The sequence below is a fragment of the Chryseolinea sp. T2 genome (assembly GCF_037203685.1).
GTDB lineage: Bacteria > Bacteroidota > Bacteroidia > Cytophagales > Cyclobacteriaceae > Chryseolinea.
Genome location: NZ_JBBCAU010000004.1, coordinates 546,539 through 566,051, shown reverse-complemented (window position 1 = coordinate 566,051; position 19,513 = coordinate 546,539). Strand labels below are relative to the sequence as shown.

The following is a 19,513-nucleotide window of genomic DNA, read 5'->3' as shown; positions in this document are numbered from 1 at the left end:
GCCTTTGCTGATTGATTTCGCCCAGGCAGCTACTGTTACCGGAGCTGCGTCCTCATTGAGGATCTGATCTGCTCCTTTGGTAAAGCTTGGCTCATCATTAACACCGTTGATGGTGATGGTGAACGTCTTCGTTGAAGAGTCGTCGCCGCCATTGGTTGTACCTCCATCGTCTGAAAGTACGACCGTTACAATGGCAACACCAGAAGCATTCGCTGCAGGAGTATAAGTCAGCGTGCCCGTTGCCGGGTTTATAACAGGCTGAACACTGAATAATGAGTTGTTATTGTTGGTCAATGAAAACGTCAGTGTCTGTGAGCTTTCGTTCGCTGCACCTTTGTTCAAAGCCGTTGCCCAACCAACCACAGTTTGTGCACCTGCATCCTCATTGATGCTTTGATCCAGGCCTGCTGTGAAGGTAGGTTCATCATTCACCGGAGTTACAGTAATCGTGAATGTCTGCGTGGCGTAGGTGTCATCACCGCCGTTGGCTGTACCTCCGTTATCAGACAGAACAATCGATACTGTTGCTGCTCCATTGGCATTTGGTGCCAATGTATATGTGAGGTCTCCTGTTGTAGCGTTGATTGCAGGCTGAACACTGAACAGCGAGTTGTTATTGTTCGTCAAAGTGAAGGTTAATACCTGCGCACTTTCGCCGGCATCTCCTTTACTGATCGACTTAGCCCAGGCCAGCACTGTTACCGGTGTTGCATCTTCCAGCACAGTTTGGTCCGAACCTTTGGTAAAGCTTGGCTCATCGTTCACGCTATTGATGGTGATCGTCAACGTCCGATCAACGCATGCTGCAGGCACTGGTGTACCATTGTCGCATACCTGGAACGTAATAGTTTCTGTTCCGCTAAATCCCGCATTAGGAGTGTACGTATATGTACCGTTGGCGTTAAACACAATGGAGCCGTTCGATGGACCAACAACTGGTGTCGTATTTACCGAAAGAACCGTTCCGTCAGGATCCGAATCTCCGACAATAGTAACGTCGCCTGTCAGTACAACATCCTCGTTCGTTGTAGCAGTCTTGTTTGCGACAATAGGCGGTACGTTGCATTTCACGACTACGCCAGTCTGACTTACTGTACACAACGCAGTTGTCGATCGTGCGTAGACCGTATAAGTATTATTAGCGAGCCCTGCAAAATTTGGTGATGCCTGATAGGTCGTCCCATCAAGAGAATACTCCAGCGTTCCGGCAGTGATAGAGGCCGTAATTGAAATTGTACCATTTCCGGCAATGCCACTGCATCCTGTGGTAACGCCCGTAATAACCGGGTTCGGATTGACCGTCGCCGTCGCCGTGACACGCAAGCTTGAACATGTTCCGTTATCAAACTCTACATAGTAATTCGTCGTCGATGAGATGGACGGTGTTGTGTACGACGATGTCATGGTGCCAATGTCGGTTTTCAACAGTGTACCACCGGAAGCCAGCGAATACCATCTGAAAGTACCTGATGAGGCTGACGACGCTGAAAGTGCGACGGTGCCTGAGTTACAGACCTGACCTCCCGTTGTTGTGGGTGATGCCGGGCGTGTGAGCACTGTCGCCACTACGAGCGAACGGGTGCTGGTACAGGTACCGTTATCGAATTCGACGTAATAGTTTGTGTTCGCCGAAATCGATGGTGTGGTATAACTCGACGATGAGGTCGTAGGATAGGTTGCTAACAAATTACCAGCCGTAGGATCGTCAAACCATCTGAAGGTTCCCGTGGATGATGATGATGCTGACAACACAACGGTTCCACTACCGCATGAAGAACCTCCAACCACTGAAGGTGCCGCCGGCAGCGTGTTGACTATGGCGCTGGCTGCAACCCTGGGGGAGCTGGTACAAGATCCATTATCGAATTCAACATAGTATGTTGTAGTCGCCGAAAGCGCACCCGTTGTAAAGCTGCTCGTAGTGCTGGTGGCTGTTGTCTGGATTGCGCTTCCACCTGTAAGACCTGTGTACCAGCGGAACGTACCCGAGGTCGCTGACGTAGCCACCAATGTAACAGTGCCGTTGCCACAACGTGAAACGCTGGGAACTGTTGGATCTGCAGGAATAGTGTTGATGGTCGCGGTCACAGCTGCCCTCGAACTGCTCACGCAGGTACCATTGTCAAACTCAACGTAGTAGGTGGTACTTGATGAAATCGAAGGTGTGATAAACGTCGATGAAGTTGCCGCCGTTGTGGTTTGCAGCAATGTTCCACCAGTGACTGCAGAATACCAGCGGAAGTTTCCGCTTGAACTGCTGCTTGCACTTAATGAAAGCGTACCCGGTCCGCAAAGCGACGCACCCGTGGCCGTAGGAGGTGCCGGCGCTGTTCCAGAGTTTACGTATCCGCGCACCCGCGTTCTGCCACTAGTACATCCACCCGCGTTTTCAAATTCTACCCAATAACTGGTTGTAGATGAAATGCTGGGAGTTGTATAAGTAGAGAGCGTCGTAGTATTGTCAGTCTGCAGCAAATTGCCATTGCTGTTGGCATCGTACCAGCGGAACGTTCCTGTAACAGTACTCGAAGCAGCAACTGCAACGGTACCGGTACCGCATCTGTTACCGTTTATAGCCGTAGGGTCTGCAGGCGTTGGATAAACTGTAGCCACTACAGGGAAGCGCGCACTCGTACATGAGGGCGTACCGGTAGTTATGGATACATACACCGTCTTCGTTGCAGAAATATTTCCGGTGTTGTAAGTATCGGTAAGGCCGGATGCCGTGCGAAGTGAGCTTCCTCCTGAGGCAGCATCCCACCAGGTGAAAGTTCCTGACGTAAGGGACGACACGAACAAATCGACAGAGCCTGATCCGCAGCGGCTTGCATCTGTTGTAGTAAGGTCATTTACAATCGACGCTCTTACAACTGTTCTCGGAAATGAAACGCAGGTACCATTGTCGAATTCAACGTAGTAGTCGGTGGTGTTATTCAGGAACGGCGTCGTGTAAGATGAAGTTGTTCCTGTTGACGATGCTAATGCTGTTCCGCCCGTAGAGTTCGCATACCACCTGAAGGTTCCGCTTGAAGATGTCGAAGCACTAAGGGAGACGGTACCCGGACTACAGGATATGCCGCTCGTTCCAGTTACAGTAGTTGCAGTACCTCTTGTGGCAGTGACCGCGACTCTGGGACTCGTACATGCTGGCGACGTCGTTGTGAATGTAACGTAGTAAGTTGTAGTTGCCGTGATCGAAGATGAATAACTTGATACGGTACCTGTACTGGTAAACAAAGACGTTCCGCCCGAGGCACCGGCATACCAGTTAAATGTTCCGCTGATTGGAGCTGATGCACCGACAGCGATGACGCCATCACCGCATCGGCTTGCATCGATGGCTGTGACTATTGATGCGTTGACAACGTAAGCAGAAACCTGCGCACGAGGCGACGTACAGCTGCCGTTTGAGTATTCCACATAATAGTTCGTCGTAGTTGCAAGGCTTGCAATACTATAAGTCGAAGAAGTTACCCCAGTATTAGTTTGAAGCAGTGTCCCTCCGCTTGCGGCTGTATACCATCGGAATGTTCCCGCAGACGCGTAAGATGCAGACACAGACGTAGCACCTGTTGTACAAATCGTACTGCTTGTAACTGTCGGCGCTGCAATAGCTGAAGTGATTATAGCATTCACGGCGGTACGGGCAGATGTACAGGTTCCGTTGGTGAACTCGACATAGTAGGTCGTGTTTGCACTGATCGTCGGAGTAGTGTATGTACTGGAGCTGACGCTGCTTTCGCTTTTCACTAACAATCCGCCGCTGGCTGCATCATACCAATTGAATGTACCTGATGAAGCAGCAGAAGCAGATAGCGTTGCCGTTGGCCCGCCGCACGTAGATCCATTAACGACAGTTACAGACGATGCAGATGAAATTGTAGCCGCAACAGTGGCGCGTGCCGTAGTGCAGGTACCATTGTAGAATTCAACATAGTAGTTTGTCGTAGTTGATATAGACGGCGTTGTAAAAGAGCTGGTCGTTGCGCCAGTGGTGGTCTGCAACAATGTGCCGCCAGATGCCGCACTGTACCAGCGGAATGTTCCGGACGACCCATAAGATGCCTGTAGCGTGAGCGTTCCGGCATCGCATCGCGAGGCGGGAGTAACAGTTGGCGTTGTTCCTGCTGATACGACTGTTGCTGCGACAGCTTTGCGCGGTGTGGTTGTACACACGCCGCTGGTGAATTCCACGTAATAGGTCGTCGTGGTTGCTATAGACGGCGTATTGTATGTACTGCTTGGAGCGGCCGTAGTTGTTTGAAGCAAAGTTCCACCTGTCAATGCACTATACCAACGGAACGTTCCTGACGAAGCCGCAGCAGCGCTGATAGATACGACACCTGTGCCGCAGCGCGTGCCACTTGTTACCGAGAGCGCGTTTGTAGCAAACAGGTAATTGGGTTTAGTGCCACCCTGAGAAAAATCATCAGCCCAGGATGCGTTACCATCAGTATTCTCTCCGGCGCTTCCTGTAGTTGACGTAAGGGTGCAGTCACCATCATCGTCTGAATCACGCCAGTCGGGAATGTTATCAGAGTCCGTGTCCTGAATAGGTGTAGAGGCACCTGTTCCTCCCAGACCTGCAACGGTTACGTTAGCTGTCGTGAGCAGGTCGTACCCGTCGAGGAGACCGTCGCCGTCAGAGTCACCTGTTACCGGTAAAGCTGGAACCGGGATACCGTCCGAGTTGGCATCGTTTCCTTCGATGCTATCCGGAACACCGTCGTTGTCAGAATCAGTGTCAAGATAATCGGGCAGATCTGTTCCGTCGGTGTTGACCAACACGAGTGGAGTCGCGTCATAAACATTGGCAATGCCATCGCCGTCGGTATCCGAGTTAACGGGTGCGATATATGCAGTTGTCAGTTGTGCTTCTACGTTATCCGAAATGCCATCATTATCACTGTCGATGTCGAGGAAATTCCGCTTGCTGTCGCCATCTGAATCGGGCAATGCGAGTGGTGTGCTACCAGAAATGTTCGTTGCGCCGAGCGCGCGATTGTCTGTTGTTGGATCTACGCTGTTGGCATAGCCATCTTTGTCGGTATCGGCAAAACCGTCGATAATACCATCGCCGTTAGTATCGGCACCGCCTGCTTCAACGACGTCGGTAATTCCATCGCCGTCAGAGTCGCGGTCGCGGAAAGACTTTCTAGTATCGCCATCGAGGTCACCGGAAATCAGACCGGCACCCAACGCATCTGATAATCCATTTCCGTCTGCATCAACAAAGCCATCAACGATGCCGTCCTTATTTGCATCGTTTCCGCCGGCTTCAAGACAGTCTGTAATACCGTCATTGTCAGAGTCGAGGTCAAGAAAATCGGGAACGCCGTCGAGGTCAAAGTCGAAGTAGTCGTTGATACCATCGCAGTTGGAGTCGAGGTAAGGCGTAAAGCTGGGGTCGACGTAGTTCGGGATATTATCGTTGTCAGCATCTGCCGACGGATCGACGCCAGCCATTCCTTCATTGAGGTCGGTGATACCATCGTTATCTTCGTCGATATCAGCTGTACCATCGGCAACTCCGTCGCCATCACCATCGATGACGCAGGTGAGTGTGTAAGGAATAAAATAGGGAGAAACTGGAACGTCATTCTGACCCGATGCACCGAGGGTACCGCCGTTGGGTGGGAATTCAGTTACGGAAGCGGAGCTGGATGTTCCGTTTGTTCCATATACATAGGTGTATGTGTTCGTGAGTCCGCAGGTACCTGTTCCACTTGTTGGTACGCCGATAAAACCGCCACCGCCACCACCGGCGCAGCCTTCAGATTCATCGCCGCCGATGAGCTGATTTCCACCAGCCCCACCGTTAGCATTAAGAGTCTGCCCGGTAAAGCCAAATGCCTTTATGACAATCGCGCCACCACCACCACCACCACCGGGGGCGTCGTTGTGGTTCGGCGTTGTGTTGTATCCGTTTTGTCCGGCAGCAGTAATGCTACCTGTACCGTTGATAGTATATGCAATGACATACACGATACCACCACCGTCACCACCGTCGTTGGAAGCGTTGTTGTTACCATCGCCGGCACCACCACCACCACCGAAGAACACACGGCTTTCTACAAGCGATGCCAGGGGCCTTCCACCCCTTCCTCCAACCGGATCTCGCTGGTCACCACCCCATGCAGCGTCGCCGGGAGGGTTGACAAATGCGTTGGCGTTGCTGGATCCATAAGTGTAACCACCACGACCGCCACCAGATGAATTAGTAAGTGCATTTCCATTGGAAATGAAGTCAGGATCGAGCGACCACGCAGGCAGATACAATGGATTTGGATCCATCACACCTGCACCGGTCCATGGACGTCCATTATCTCCGTTCGCACCACCACCACCGGCAGCGTTGTGACCGTTACCACCACCACCGCCGTTAGCGGGCGCGCCACGACCGTAGCGGCCACCCATACCGACCGCATCGTAGTCAGCCTGATAACCTACAATACCCTCACCCTTTTCAGCACCGCGATCCGGGTTCGGCGATCTGTACAGCGTTACGACAGTATTGTCTGCGTTTGAAGTAAGGTTATCGCGTTTACCGCCACGAAAGCCAAATGCTTCTGCAGTCAGCGTACCGTTGTTTGTGAGCGTGCCTTTAACATGGAGAACGACCAGACCACCGCGCGCACCTGTCCACTTGAGGGGAACGACTGATGCACCTGCGTTAATGGTGAGGTTCGTATACTGGGGAACTTTAATAACCTGCGCCTTACCGGTCGCTGTGTATGATTGCTTGAATTTACATCCGACGGTGATCGTGTTAGAAGTAACGGAGGCCACATACGCAAACTCGTAGTGCCCGGCGTTGTTATAATTTGTGACTGAACCGTAGTTGTTATCGTCAGTAGTCTGAATAGAGGCGCCCTGCGCCTGATAGAGCATGATAAGATCACCTGCAGTAATGCCACCGAGTTCGGAGGCCACATTGGTAACCGTTACAGTGCTGGATCCAGCTGCAACATCAGCTGTAATAGCGCTATAGCCGTTCAATACGGTGTTGGTCCCCGTAACGGTGAGAGTACCATTTTTTCCAGGCTGCGAAAACCCCTGGAACCAGCACACGATCAACGCCGCGACCGCAGTAAAACGAAGTATCATCAGATCAAAAAATACCCGGCAAAAAGAGCACTATGCCTACCGTTGTTTCTCGCTATCCGAAGAAAAGGCTCATCGGATTGGGCTTACGCAAGACATCAGTGCGGAGTACACTATAAAACAATACGAAGTACCTCCAAAAGAATGGTTAAAATCTGCGCATCGGCCACCGTTCCTTACATCTAACAGTATTGCGCACTGCCACCTGTAAATCCAGCGACGCTGTGGAGAATAGTGCCTGATTATTATTAAAAGAAAGTCGGATTACCCTGGTTACCTGCCCTTTTTGCAGTGGAAATGAAGGTCAATAGCAGAATAGCAACGAAGGGGTGATTGGCTATCCGGGTAAAGATCCGCAACAGATTTCGAAGAGAAAGAAAAAGAATGATTACAAAGATGGCCTGGCGTAGGGATTCAATACATTCAACCCTTATACCTCGTGTGTTCGTGCGTTGCGCAGTGCTTAAAGCTGGGGCTTATTATCATCTAAATCTCATCATATCGCGCCAAAAAAAAGCTCCGCCGGCCAACCATTGCCGACGGAACTATCATATTACGGTATCCCTACGCGCCCGGAAGAATTCTCGCAGCTATGTTTTACTATTTGGGCATTAACACGTAATCGATAACATGGATCACACCGTTGCTTTGATATACATCTTTGGTGGTCACCATTGCCGCTCCACCTTTCTCATCCCAGATCTTCAGCGCATTACCTTCCATGCTGGCCCAGATCTTTCCTCCCGCGACCGTAGTGAACTCTGCCTTTCCTCCACCGGCCTTAATGCGTTTAGCAATCTCCTTGGAATCAATCTTTCCTGGAACAACGTGATACGTGAGCACTCCGGTTAACATTGATTTGTTCTCAGGCTTCAGCAGGTTTTCAACCGTGCCTGCAGGCAACGCACTGAATGCTTCATTGGTTGGAGCAAACACCGTAAACGGACCTTTGCCTTTTAGCGTCGGCACCAGACCTGCGGCCTTCACCGCTGCAACCAGCGTGGTGTGATCTTTGGAGTTCATGGCATTGTCGACGATATCCTTCGACGGATACATCGGTGCGCCACCGACTTCGACAGTTTTTTCAGATTGTGACATCGCGTTCACCGCTGCCACCATACAACATGCGAACAATAGCGTTCTGCTAATGAGGTTTTTCATAAATATTTTGGTTTTAGACTTTGATCTCACTTACGACAAGGCGGTGATGAGTGGATCTTGAGTTGCACAGATTTTTATGAATGCGGCCAATGTTAGCAAGTTCGGGTCGTGAGTTGAGCGACTGGATTTTACTCGACGGTGGGATCGAACGGGTGTACTCGCTTCTTCGAATTATCAGTAGAGGCAGGGAACCTATTCTATCCGTAAAATAAGGTCGCTCAACTCACGACCCGAACTTGCTAACATTGGCCGGATAACAAAATAAGTGTGCAACTCATCCATCATGCGCACCATGTCGAGTGAGATGCAGCGTCATATTTTTTGAACCACAAAGGCGCTTCATTGCATTAGCGATGGCGACAGCGCAAGCGCTGAAGGAAAGATTTGCACTATAGTGTTGGCAGTTCATGTTAGAGAATACTTGCAGTCTTACACGCAACACATTTCGATCAACTCGTCGTCAAACAAATATTCCGCCTGATACTTCAATGCGTTGAGCATTCACCCACTTTGCATCATCTCCGCAGAGAAATGCAACTACGCCACCGATATCGTCGGCCTCTCCTACTCTGCCAAGTACAGTAAGATTGGAGATCATTGAGTTGAGTTCTTTGTTGTCGCGCACTATTCCTCCGCCGAAGTCTGTAGCAATGGCACCGGGGCCGACCACGTTAACACGGATGCGCCGTTCACCAAGCTCTTTCGCCTGATACCGTGTAAGGGTTTCGATGGCACCCTTCATCGTACCGTATGCCGAATAGCCGGGGAATGAGAAGCGTGCAAGTCCTGAAGAAATGTTCACTATGCTTCCTCCATCATTGATGAGCGGGAGCAACTTCTGCGTGAGGAAGTATGGCGCTTTGAGGTGAATGTCGACCATACTGTCGAACTGTTCCACCGTTGTGTCGGAGAACGGAACGTGGAGTCCGGTGCCGGCATTGTTAACAAGAGCATCAAAGCCTTCGGCGTTGAACTCTTTTTTTAACGCAGCTTTCACCTCTGATGCAAATGCATCAAAAGAAGCTGCCTGGCTTACGTCGAGCTTCAACGCGTGGCCTTTGCTTCCTACTGATTGTATTGCTGAAACGACTGCGCGGGCGTCGTCGATCTTGCTGTGATACGTAATAATTACGTCGAAGTTTTTTTCTGCGAGTCGCAGCGCCATGTCCTTACCGAGTCCGCGACTTCCGCCGGTAACGAGGGCAATTTTTCTTTGTTCTGCCATAACCTGATTTGTTTATGAGACAAAGTTGGCAGCTTCAGTTGCCCTGGCTGTTGCGCAGATCAATCAGGTGTTTGCAAATTTCAAACTGCCGCGAAAGGCAGCTGGAGAAGTGGAAGTGTGTTTCTTGAAAAAGTTTGAAAAGTGAGCAACTTCCTCGAATCCGAGACAATAAGCAACCTCCGAAATCGTCCATGAAGTTCGCATTAGTAACATACGCGCTTCCTGCAGCACCCGTGCTGCGATCACTTCGGTTGTCGTCTTACCAGTAGTTTCCTTCAAAACCTTATTAAGGTGATTCACATGCAGCGCCAGTTGATCTGCAAAGTCGCTAGCCGTTTTCAGTTGCATCACCTGGTGCGACTCTTCTATGGGAAACTGTCTTTCCAACAATTCAACAAAAAGTGTGAAAATACGCGTAGATGCATTTGCAGAAATCGCGCTTGAGGGAAAGGGTTTCAACTTCTGACCTGCATGGATCAACTCGATAACATAATTACGCAGCAGATCATATTTGAATGCATAATCACTGCCGATCTCCTCGTGCATCTTTCTAAAGATCGACTCTACTTCTGCGTATTGCCGTTCCGTTAGTGAAAACACAAAGTCACTGTGGGGAGAAAAGATGGGCAGTTCATCAAGCGCCATTCCCGAATTAGCACGGGTAATGAAGTTGCTGGTGAACACACAGAAGTGCCCCGACTGATCGGCATCAAGAGCCTGATAGCGGTAAGGGATCTTTGGTGTTGCAAAGAGGACAGCATATTGATCAACATCCATTGCCTTGTCGGCATACTCGACTCGGTTCTTTCCATTGATAAGGCTGATCTTATAATAATTGCGACGGTTGTACGGCATCGGTGCTTTTCCGTTGCACGTGTTGTACATGTCGGCGATGTTGAACACATTGAAGTGACCGACATCGAGGTGATGCTGATCAGTGAGAAAGTGATTGAGGTCGGGGCACTCGCCGCCGAAGACCTCCTTGTAGAAATTACGGATGGAAACAGTGGTCATGGTTTAGAGGGAATCGCTTTTTGACGAAGGATCCATTCAACGGCAACAATCCCTGCGAAGAAGTGGTTCGTGAAGAGATAGAAAATTATGAGGTTCAGACACTTACAGATGTCATTCTATCAGATGCCTTCCTCAGGCACAATTCGCAGAACTGCATCTGGTGTATTGGTCAGCACGAAAATCGATCCATCGGGTGCCATTGTCACGTCGCGAACCCGGCCATAACCCTTCAACAAAATCTCCTGTTCTTTTACTGAATCGCCATCAACGACAAGTCTGCGCAGCTCTTCAAACTTGAGTGCGCCAACCAGCAGATTGTTTTTCCACTTAGAGAACATCTTACCATCGACAAAGTCAATGGCACCTACGGCTATCGAAGGCGTCCACCAGGTGATAGGTTGCCGCATTCCCGCGTGACTTGCTTCATCCGATATCTTGCTGCCATCATAATCGATTCCATAGGTGATAACAGGCCAGCCATAATTTTCCCCCTTCTTCAGGATATTTAATTCATCGCCCCCTTGCGGTCCATGTTCGCTAGTATAGATCGTGGCTGTTTCAGGGTGTTGGGCAAATCCCTGAGCATTTCTGTTTCCCCAACTATAAATTGCCTGCAAATATTTCTTATGCCCGTAAAAGGGATTGTCTTTGGGAATTGTTCCATCGCGGTTTATTCGAAATATCTTCCCTGCAGGTCGCGTAAGGATCTGCGAATCGTTAGCGCGACTCATATCACCAATTGAAAAATAGAGATAGCCTTCTTTGTCGATGAGAAACCGGCATCCCCATCTAGTGCCACCGGATATTGCGAGCGAATCATGTACCTGAAAGAGGGTTTGCTCGTCATGCCAGCGATGATCAGTGATCTTTCCCCGCACCACTTTGGTCATGCCCGGAGCAAGTTTGTCTGCACTTTTTGTTTTGTTACTGCTAAATGAAAGATAAATCCAGCGGTTGCTTTCGTAATCCGGATCTACGGCCACGTCCATGAAGCCACCCCAGGCGTCGGATGCATAACTGAAAGGAATACCGACAATCTTCTCAGGGTCCAGCTTATTGTTCACAAGCCAGCGGAGATTCCCTTTGTTCTCCGTTACTAAGGCGTGATCGTTGTCGACAAATGCGATACCCCAGGGCTTTTCGATTCCTTCAGTTACCAGCGGTTCGATTTTGAGCTTGTATAACTTAGTAGTGAGATTCAACTCCTTCTCTCCTCGCGATATAAGCTCAGGTTTGTCTTGTACTGCGATGATATAAGTTGCAACGGAGTTGATATCGTCGGAGGATAACACTTCCGACCACCCGATCATTTCAGTTCCAGGAATGCCATGTTGAATTGATCTTACGATGGAGTCTAATGAGCTACCGTGCCTGAATGAAGTATTGCGAAGGGCAGGTGCAATGCTGCCCTGAAGTTCGCGGCCGTGACAGCCTGCGCAATGATCGTTAAATACTTCGGCACCCAGCACGATGACGCTATCTTCTACCATTGTTTGTTTTTCAGATGCGCTCCGGTTTGAGCAGGAAGAGCTCAACATTATTGCAATGAGAACTGGAACAATGCCGGGAAAGTGATACGTATTTTTATTGGCTGAAAAATTCATAGGCCAGGATTCTAATTGATTGCCAGAACACTTCGTATCCAACATCAAAAATAGCATTTGATTTGAATGCATGAGGTGCCGTTCATCAACAAGAATAGCGGCGACCTCTATAGGTCAGAATCCTTGAAAATCACTTTCGCGGAGCTTGTTTGTCTCTCAGCCTGATGACCTCGTCGATGGGGAGGGCTTTGATGATGTGCCCATCCTTGCCGGTCATCGTCTCGGCTTTGAACAGGGAGTTGATGATCGCTTCTTCCGTAGCTTCGATGGCGGCGGCGAAGAGCGGTGTCATTTCATCGTTCATGAGCACGGGCATTTGAATTGTGGGCGAGGCGTAGTTGTGCGGAATGCGGACCGAGGCAGCTGTTGAAAAAGCGATAACATAGTCGCCGCTACCATTGGAGGCGATACCGCCGCTTCGGGCGAGTCCCATGAAAGCGCGTTTGGCAAGTCGCTGAAGGTTTCGTGAATCAAGGGGCGCATCCGTAGCCACAATGATCATGCAGGATCCGTCGCTGGATTCGTTCGTGAGGTCGTGCATGCGCAACGCCTCCCCTACGGGCAGACCGTCGATCTGCAGCACGCCGCCGAAGTTCGTTTGCACGAGCACCCCAACGGTATACCCACCTGACTTCGCCGACAGCACCCGCGACGACGTTCCGATTCCTCCTTTCCATTCGAAGCAGATGGTGCCTGTACCAGCACCAACATTGCCTTCGGCAACGGGGCCACCGGACGCGGACCCTATTGCTTTCAAGACATCGTCCTTCGTTACATGTCGTCCTCTAATGTCGTTCAGGTAGCCGTCGTTAGTTTCACCCACCACAGCGTTCACCGACTGGACCTTTTCGTTTCCAGGCTGGGCAAGCGTGTATCCGATCAGGGCATCCATAGCCGTCGAAACATTCAGCGTATTTGTCAGTACTATGGGTGTTTCCAGCGTTCCCAGCTCCATTACCTGTGTGGTGCCTGAAAGCTTTCCGAAGCCATTGCCCACGAACACGCCGGCAGGCACCTTCTGCTGGAAGATGTTTCCATCGTAAGGAAGAATTGCTGTTACACCTGTGCGCACATTGTCGTGATTCAGGGTCGTATGACCCACCAGAACGCCTTTCACATCAGTGATGGCGTTATATGCCCCTGGCTTCATTACGCCAATGGTGAAGCCGTAATCGCGTGTACGACCGCGGGACTGGGAGAACAGAGTGAGAGTGGATGTGAGAGTGAAGAGCAGTGTGAAGAACAGTGTACGGAGCAATTTCAGAGTTAAGGGTGACGGTGCAAGGGTGAGCTTCATAGTTGTGAAGTGGAGCGTACTTATGGGTAAGATAGAGGTTATCGCCGTGAATTGATAGCCGGCTAAGTCTGGGAAAGTGTGGGAAAGGTCTGGGTGGAGTGTGGAAAAGTGCGATGGGACTCTGGGAAAAGTGCGGCAACAGAGCGAAGCGGGAGCGTTACAAAGAGCGGTGGGAGAGCGTAAAAAGTCTTACCTCTGGTAAGTCTCTGGCTGGTCGGACACTTACTCCAACCTGTTCGCTATACGCAACAACCGCAACTCCTTGACTATACATCAAGGTGTCTGTCTGGAAGTATAGAGGAGGCCAGGAATGGCTACCATCAAACTATAGAGAAGTATAGAGAAGTATAGAGAGGGTATAGAAAAGTATAGAGCGGGTATAGAGAAAGTATAGAGCAGCTATAGAAGCACTATAGGAGATCTATAGAGAAAGGCCAGCACGATTTAGCACGTGTATGCCTGACATTTATCAACCGCAAGGCAGACGATGGACGCGAGAGACCATTGTGTTTTCTATATCGGCGTGCTTTTGCTCTTACGCACAAACCCAGGCAGAAGAATTCTTCCTACCCGGCAATCACAAATCTTTCACTTAGCAGAATCGGAAAACAACGTCAAGCGTATTTACAGCAAACGGTTGCTGCGCCTTACTCTTACTTCGTTGTTAAAAATACCTACGGGTGAAAACGATTGTTGCAATTTATGTATGCTCAACACCGTCGCAATGCAGAACCTTTCCGTAGACTTGCTTGTATTTCATACAACGAAAAGAGAGAATGAAGAAGAGCTTGTTTGCTTTGCTGCTGGGAGGACTTGGAATTGGAACAACGGAGTTTGTAATGATGGGGTTGCTTCCCGTGATCGCGCAAAATTTTGGCATCTCTATTCCGCAGACCGGACATTTTATTTCAGCGTATGCCCTTGGCGTTGTGATCGGCGCGCCGATGCTGGTTATTTTCTCAGGCGGCATTCCCCCGAAGCGTTTGCTGATCATGCTGATGATCATGTTCACTGTGTTCAATGCACTTTCAGGTTTGGCGACAGGCTACTATTCGTTACTTGCCTTACGACTTTTATCCGGACTTCCTCACGGGGCATTCTTCGGAGTGGGTGCCGTTGTGGCCAGCAGGCTTGCAGACAAAGGCAAGGAGGCTCAAGCCGTGTCCATGATGTTCGCAGGACTGACGATTGCCAACCTCGCGGGTGTTCCGCTGGGAACATTTCTGGGCAGTCATGTGAGCTGGCGATATACGTTTATGCTTATTGGTGTTATCGGTCTGGCTACTGTACTATCCCTTCAGTTGTGGATGCCGAAACTGAGTGCCGCCAGGAAAGAAAACCTTGCGCAGCAGTTCAACTTTTTCAAGAGTCCGGAAGCATGGCTCATTATTGCTACCATCGCTATCGGAACCGGCGGCCTTTTCTGCTGGATCAGTTATATATCTCCGCTGCTTACTGAAGTGTCCGGCTTTTCAGCTGATAGTGTGCCTTACATTCTTGCCTTCGCCGGACTTGGTATGTGTGCTGGAAATCTTATTGGTGGCCGCCTTGCTGACAGGTTCTCTCCGGCGCGTACAGCCTTCGCGTTGCTGATAGCCATGAGCTTTTCGCTGACGCTCGTTGCCATGACTGCCGAATACAAGGTCCTTTCACTGGCCATGACATTCATCACCGGGGCTCTGGCTTTTTCGTTGGCGCCTCCTATACAGATGTTGATGATCCAGTCAGCACGTGGTTCAGAGATGTTCGCCGCTGCAGTTGCGCAGGCATGTTTCAACATTGGCAATGCACTCGGGGCTTACCTTGGAGGACTGCCTATCGATGCGGGATTTTCTTACACGTCAGCTGAATGGGTTGGGGTGGGCATGGCGTTAACCGGAGCAATGACGGCGGCTGCATTATTGCAATACAGAAAGCGCGATATGGAGATCGTGCCATCTTAAGACTAGCGAAACAACATACGAACTGGTCCCATGAGCCCGGAGGGCATCGCTGGCATATCAGCTGCCGAGTATGGCTTGTATTGAATGTCCACAATATTGATGTCGTAGAACTTCTTCCATTCAGGATGTTCGCGATCATACCAACGCATATAGTTAGCCGACAGGTTGTACACTACTATTTCGAGAGAGTTCTTTTCCTGCAGCAGTGATGACGGTATCCTAAGGCGATAAGGCAGGCTCCAGGCCTTGCCGATGGGTTGTCCATTCACACGAACTACAGCGACCTCTCTTACGTCACCCAGATCAAGAATAAACTCTGTAGCAGACGACATTTCAGGAGTGCGGCGGAAGTCCAGCTGATAGTTCGCTGCACCATAAAAGTATTGCGCTGAATCGCTCAGAGATGTCCAAGACGGCAACTCTTTCAACCTTGTCGCAAAACTGATCGGCGGCAGACCTTTTTCGAATGAAAATTGCCATTCGCCTTTGATGTCGGATGATTTCCATTCTTTCAACTCCGTTTGCTTTATGCCGGCATGCGGAATGAGAAAGATTGATTCCCCTGGTGCCAGTTCAATATGAACAAGCGCGCCGTTTGACTGTCGCCGCGAAGGTGCAGGCCGCGCAGCGTTTATCATTGGATCGTAGAGATGAAAGTCTTTTGCGCTTTCGGAAACATGCACCCATCCTTTTGAGAATTTATCCGAAAGGTTGGCGACGAAATAAGTGACGCCGTTGGAAGTGCGTCTTCTGATAAATGACAATCCCAGTTCAGGGAATCCCTCCCGCTTCGCACCAAATCTTTCAATCTGCTGCAGCAGCATGGATGTTTTCACCACCCTACCTGCGTTGCCACCGGCCTTGTTTTCGGCGGCAAAGGCTTTAAATGAAGTCTTCAGTCCGGATGGATGCGCAGGAGTGTGCTCAACGTATAATATGCTGACGCCAGATCTGGCCAACTCGTCGAGGCGCTGCAGCGTTCTCAGTGGCATATATTCAACCGGGGGCACAATGATCACTTTGTACGATTGCTTTCCAGACCAGGCCATGCCTCGCTTCGCGTTGATGCCCATGAGCAAGGAGTCTGAAATGTAGTCGAACGTATGACCTGCGTTCATCAGCTGGTTAGCCACTTTACCGAACGATGAATTCTGAAGCCACTTTTCAGTATGATGCACGTCGAGCAATTGCACCGGGTTATTGCCTGCCGGCGTCTTTGCCCAGATGTCGTGAATGGGAAAGTATAGCAGAATGTCGTTGTCGGAACTGCCTTCCTGCAGCCGTGACTGGCAGCGTGTAACCCATCCGTTAAGCTCTGTCATGTGTGACCATAGATGCGACTGTGTTCCAAAATTGGTTGACGCATAAAACAGCCATCCCGGAAATCCTTCTTCCTCGGGTGTATAGGTCGTCCCGTGATAAAATATGTGATTGACACCTGCGGTGAAGAGCTGATCGATCTGAGGCTTTAGCTGCGAAAGCGAAACTTTGAAGTGGTCTGCCAGCCAGGTTCCGGTTTCAGAGCTCACAAGTTTTTTACCTGTTAGGTTGGCAGCCGAGGATGCAAACTTCATGGCCAGTACATCTGGTGTGCCAAAGCGTTCGACTTCATAATGATCATCGACGCGCAGATTGGGAATCGGAAAGCGACTGCTTCCGAACGACTCTGTTTCTGGTATGTCTGCCAGCGCATAGAGATCGAGCAGATTGCCGGGCGATCCATGTGCCTGGTTTCGGGTCCGGTAATGATGAGCCTTTGACCAGCCTGTCCAGAGAATGGTAAATTTGTCGTGCAATAGTTCTGAAAGCGTCTGCTGATAGTCCATCCTTACGAGCATTCCTTTCTGTCCAGAGAGACTATCTGTCAGAGCCGTGGTCTGTTCTTCGAGCGCATATCCACGCCGTTGCTTAAACTGGGCAAGAAAGTCAGCCGACCAGTTCGCACCGTAAGCCTCAAATGAGTCGTGATAAAGTGCACGCACCTGATATTCCACGGATGTCAGCACCTCAAATGGCTTAAAGTAATTAACGACAGCCGCACTGTCGTAGTAGTCTACGACCAAACCTTCTCCTCCCGGCGCTGCACGCTTGACCTGTTGTCCGGTGGCCACGGATGAAATCACACTTCCATTAAGTACAAACTTCTTTGCGGCATATCGCGGTGTAACGTGTTTGCCACCGAAAGGCCAACCCGTACCCATGGTAAGATCAACGCCCAGTCCAAGTTGTTGCGCCTGACCTGTTGTGTAGTTCAACATGTTCAGCCAATCGTCGCTGAGAAAAGACTTAAATCGCGACTCATAACCTTTAACGCCGTAGATGGGGATAATATGAACACCACCGAATCCTGCTTCTGAAAACTGAAGAAGTTGTCTTTGTATGTTGACAGAGTCGACAGCATTGCCCATCCACCACCAATAAGTCCACGGACGCGTTGTGTTAGGTGTATTTTGGGCATGCGCATTATTTAATATTCCAGCTATGCATATTAAGGCGCATATTAGTATCGACTTTACATTCGAAGCTGTTAACCTATTAAGTATTTTCAACATGTCGTCTCAGTCCTGATCTTTGTAGTTTGGTATGCCCGCGTTACTCCGCGACACATAGCTGTTAACATGAACAAGCAATTGATTTATTTCCTGACCGATCAACTTAATACATTTTTCGTTCGATTCCGCATCCCTGCTTGCGAGCGAGGTCAGACCGCTAATTGTATTTGTAGTGTGTCGCACGGCACGCAGAATTTTGTCGAACCATATTTTCTTCTCGCTATACAGACGTTGTGACTCATTGACGAGTTCCTCTAGTTCCCTTGTGCGGCTTTTCACGCGCATCTCGAGGTCAGCATTTCGCTTCTTCTCCGCGCGGTGGTTTCGAACGGTTAGTACTACCGAGATGGTGAGAAATAAAACCGATGTAAAGGCAAGTATATTGATGGTATGTTGTCGCGAAATGATTTTGTCATTGAGGGCGAGCTTCTCATTTTGCATCGCGATGCGTGCGTTTTTCTCCTTCTCTACGTGGTTTGCCTCAATGCGCATTAGTCGGGTAGTGACTTCATCGTCATAGATGCTGTCTTTTAGGGCCAAATGTCTACGTAGGAAATCTGCAACCTTCTTAAAGTCACCTTTCCTTTCATACAACGCAACGAACTCGCTATACACCTTCATTTGTTCCATGCTATAAGGAGTACCATGTTTCATTAGCCGTTCTGCTTCAGCAAAGTAGTATTCAGCCTTAGGAAGGCTATCGTTTGCCATATACAATCTAGTTAGGAAGATAATATTATCAAGGGCCAACCTTTCCTCGTTCAGCGATTTTGTGAGACTATACGATGCTAAAAAGTGTATAATTGCGCTTCCTGTCTTCCTCTGCTCAAAACTTACGATCCCGCGACAAAATTCAACATTGCCGACTACGATGGCTGGACACCCAGCACCACAGACAACTAATGACTCCGCTGTCTTTTCAAGTGCCTTATCGAAAGACCTTAAATACGCATGACATAGTGCAATGTTCACGAGCAATTGGGCATATTGTTGATTGGGTGTCCTTTCATTCCGGAAAATGGCGCGCGCTTGGTTGTAATACTCCAGTGCTTTTTTATAATCGGACAGCTTGTAATAGATCAGCCCAATGTTTGAGAGCGAATTTCCGATTTCAAGCTCAGTTCCAATTCGTTTTCTAATATCTAAACATTCAAAATTATATCGCAAAGCCTTGTCAAATTCTGCCCTAAAGAAATACACTATCCCAATTCCATAGAGTAAGTTTTGCAATTCATTCACATATCCCATTTCTCTTGCAGTAACAATTGAAACTTCTGCAATGTGCTCCGCCGAATCTACAAGCCCCAGTCGTCTAAATGCTTTAGCCATTAGTTCGCCACTCCTTACAATAAGGAGGGTATCCTTGTTGCTCGCTGCACAACGATACGATGCTCTAGCATTTCTCAGTGCTAATTCATTGTCGCTGTCCAAAAAATTGAATGCACTATCGTAGTATTCAGAACATAGGGCTGACTGTTCAAGCTGAGTGGTTGATGAGGATGAATACGCGCACAGTAACGAATCATAAAAACATATCATCGTAATTGTCAGGATTATTTTCAATCCTTTTCGCGTGCTGAATTTTTCCATATTCTATGAATTTGATAGTTTCG

General features: G+C 49.4%; 9 protein-coding genes. 1 reads left to right on the top strand and 8 read right to left on the bottom strand.

Translation table 11 applies throughout. From position 1 onward, the window contains the following. The 6 genes from WBG78_RS16855 to WBG78_RS16830 form a co-directional block, all read right to left on the bottom strand. On the bottom strand, positions 1 to 7,107 hold a 7,107-nt coding region (locus tag WBG78_RS16855; RefSeq protein WP_337327624.1), incomplete at its 3' end, for an Ig-like domain-containing protein. Between the two features lie 597 nt (positions 7,108 to 7,704). Beyond that, positions 7,705 to 8,265, bottom strand: a complete 561-nt coding sequence (locus WBG78_RS16850) for a fasciclin domain-containing protein (RefSeq protein WP_337327623.1) — start codon at positions 8,263 to 8,265, stop codon at positions 7,705 to 7,707. Between the two features lie 460 nt (positions 8,266 to 8,725). Further along, positions 8,726 to 9,490, bottom strand: a complete 765-nt coding sequence (locus tag WBG78_RS16845; protein WP_337327622.1) for an SDR family NAD(P)-dependent oxidoreductase — start codon at positions 9,488 to 9,490, stop codon at positions 8,726 to 8,728. A gap of 63 nt (positions 9,491 to 9,553) precedes the next feature. Further along, a complete protein-coding gene (locus WBG78_RS16840) occupies positions 9,554 to 10,504 on the bottom strand; it encodes a helix-turn-helix domain-containing protein (protein ID WP_337327621.1) in 951 nt (316 codons plus the stop codon). Between the two features lie 119 nt (positions 10,505 to 10,623). Continuing rightward, entirely contained in the window at positions 10,624 to 11,994 is a 1,371-nt protein-coding gene (locus WBG78_RS16835) for a PQQ-dependent sugar dehydrogenase (protein ID WP_337327620.1), read from the bottom strand. Between the two features lie 244 nt (positions 11,995 to 12,238). Further along, positions 12,239 to 13,405 carry a DmpA family aminopeptidase gene (locus WBG78_RS16830; RefSeq protein WP_337327619.1) on the bottom strand — a complete coding sequence of 389 codons (1,167 nt, stop codon included), beginning with the start codon at positions 13,403 to 13,405 and terminating at the stop codon, positions 12,239 to 12,241. A 776-nt stretch (positions 13,406 to 14,181) separates the two neighbouring features. Between WBG78_RS16830 and WBG78_RS16825 the strand changes: the two genes are divergently transcribed. Then, positions 14,182 to 15,348, top strand: a complete 1,167-nt coding sequence (locus WBG78_RS16825) for an MFS transporter (RefSeq protein ID WP_337327618.1) — start codon at positions 14,182 to 14,184, stop codon at positions 15,346 to 15,348. A 2-nt stretch (positions 15,349 to 15,350) separates the two neighbouring features. Here the strand turns inward: WBG78_RS16825 and WBG78_RS16820 are convergent, their stop codons facing one another. Next, positions 15,351 to 17,900: a glycosyl hydrolase gene (locus WBG78_RS16820; protein ID WP_337327617.1), complete on the bottom strand. Its 2,550-nt coding sequence runs from the start codon at positions 17,898 to 17,900 to the stop codon at positions 15,351 to 15,353. 6 nt (positions 17,901 to 17,906) lie between these two features. Further along, positions 17,907 to 19,490 carry a tetratricopeptide repeat protein gene (locus WBG78_RS16815; protein ID WP_337327616.1) on the bottom strand — a complete coding sequence of 528 codons (1,584 nt, stop codon included), beginning with the start codon at positions 19,488 to 19,490 and terminating at the stop codon, positions 17,907 to 17,909. Positions 19,491 to 19,513 lie beyond the last annotated feature (23 nt).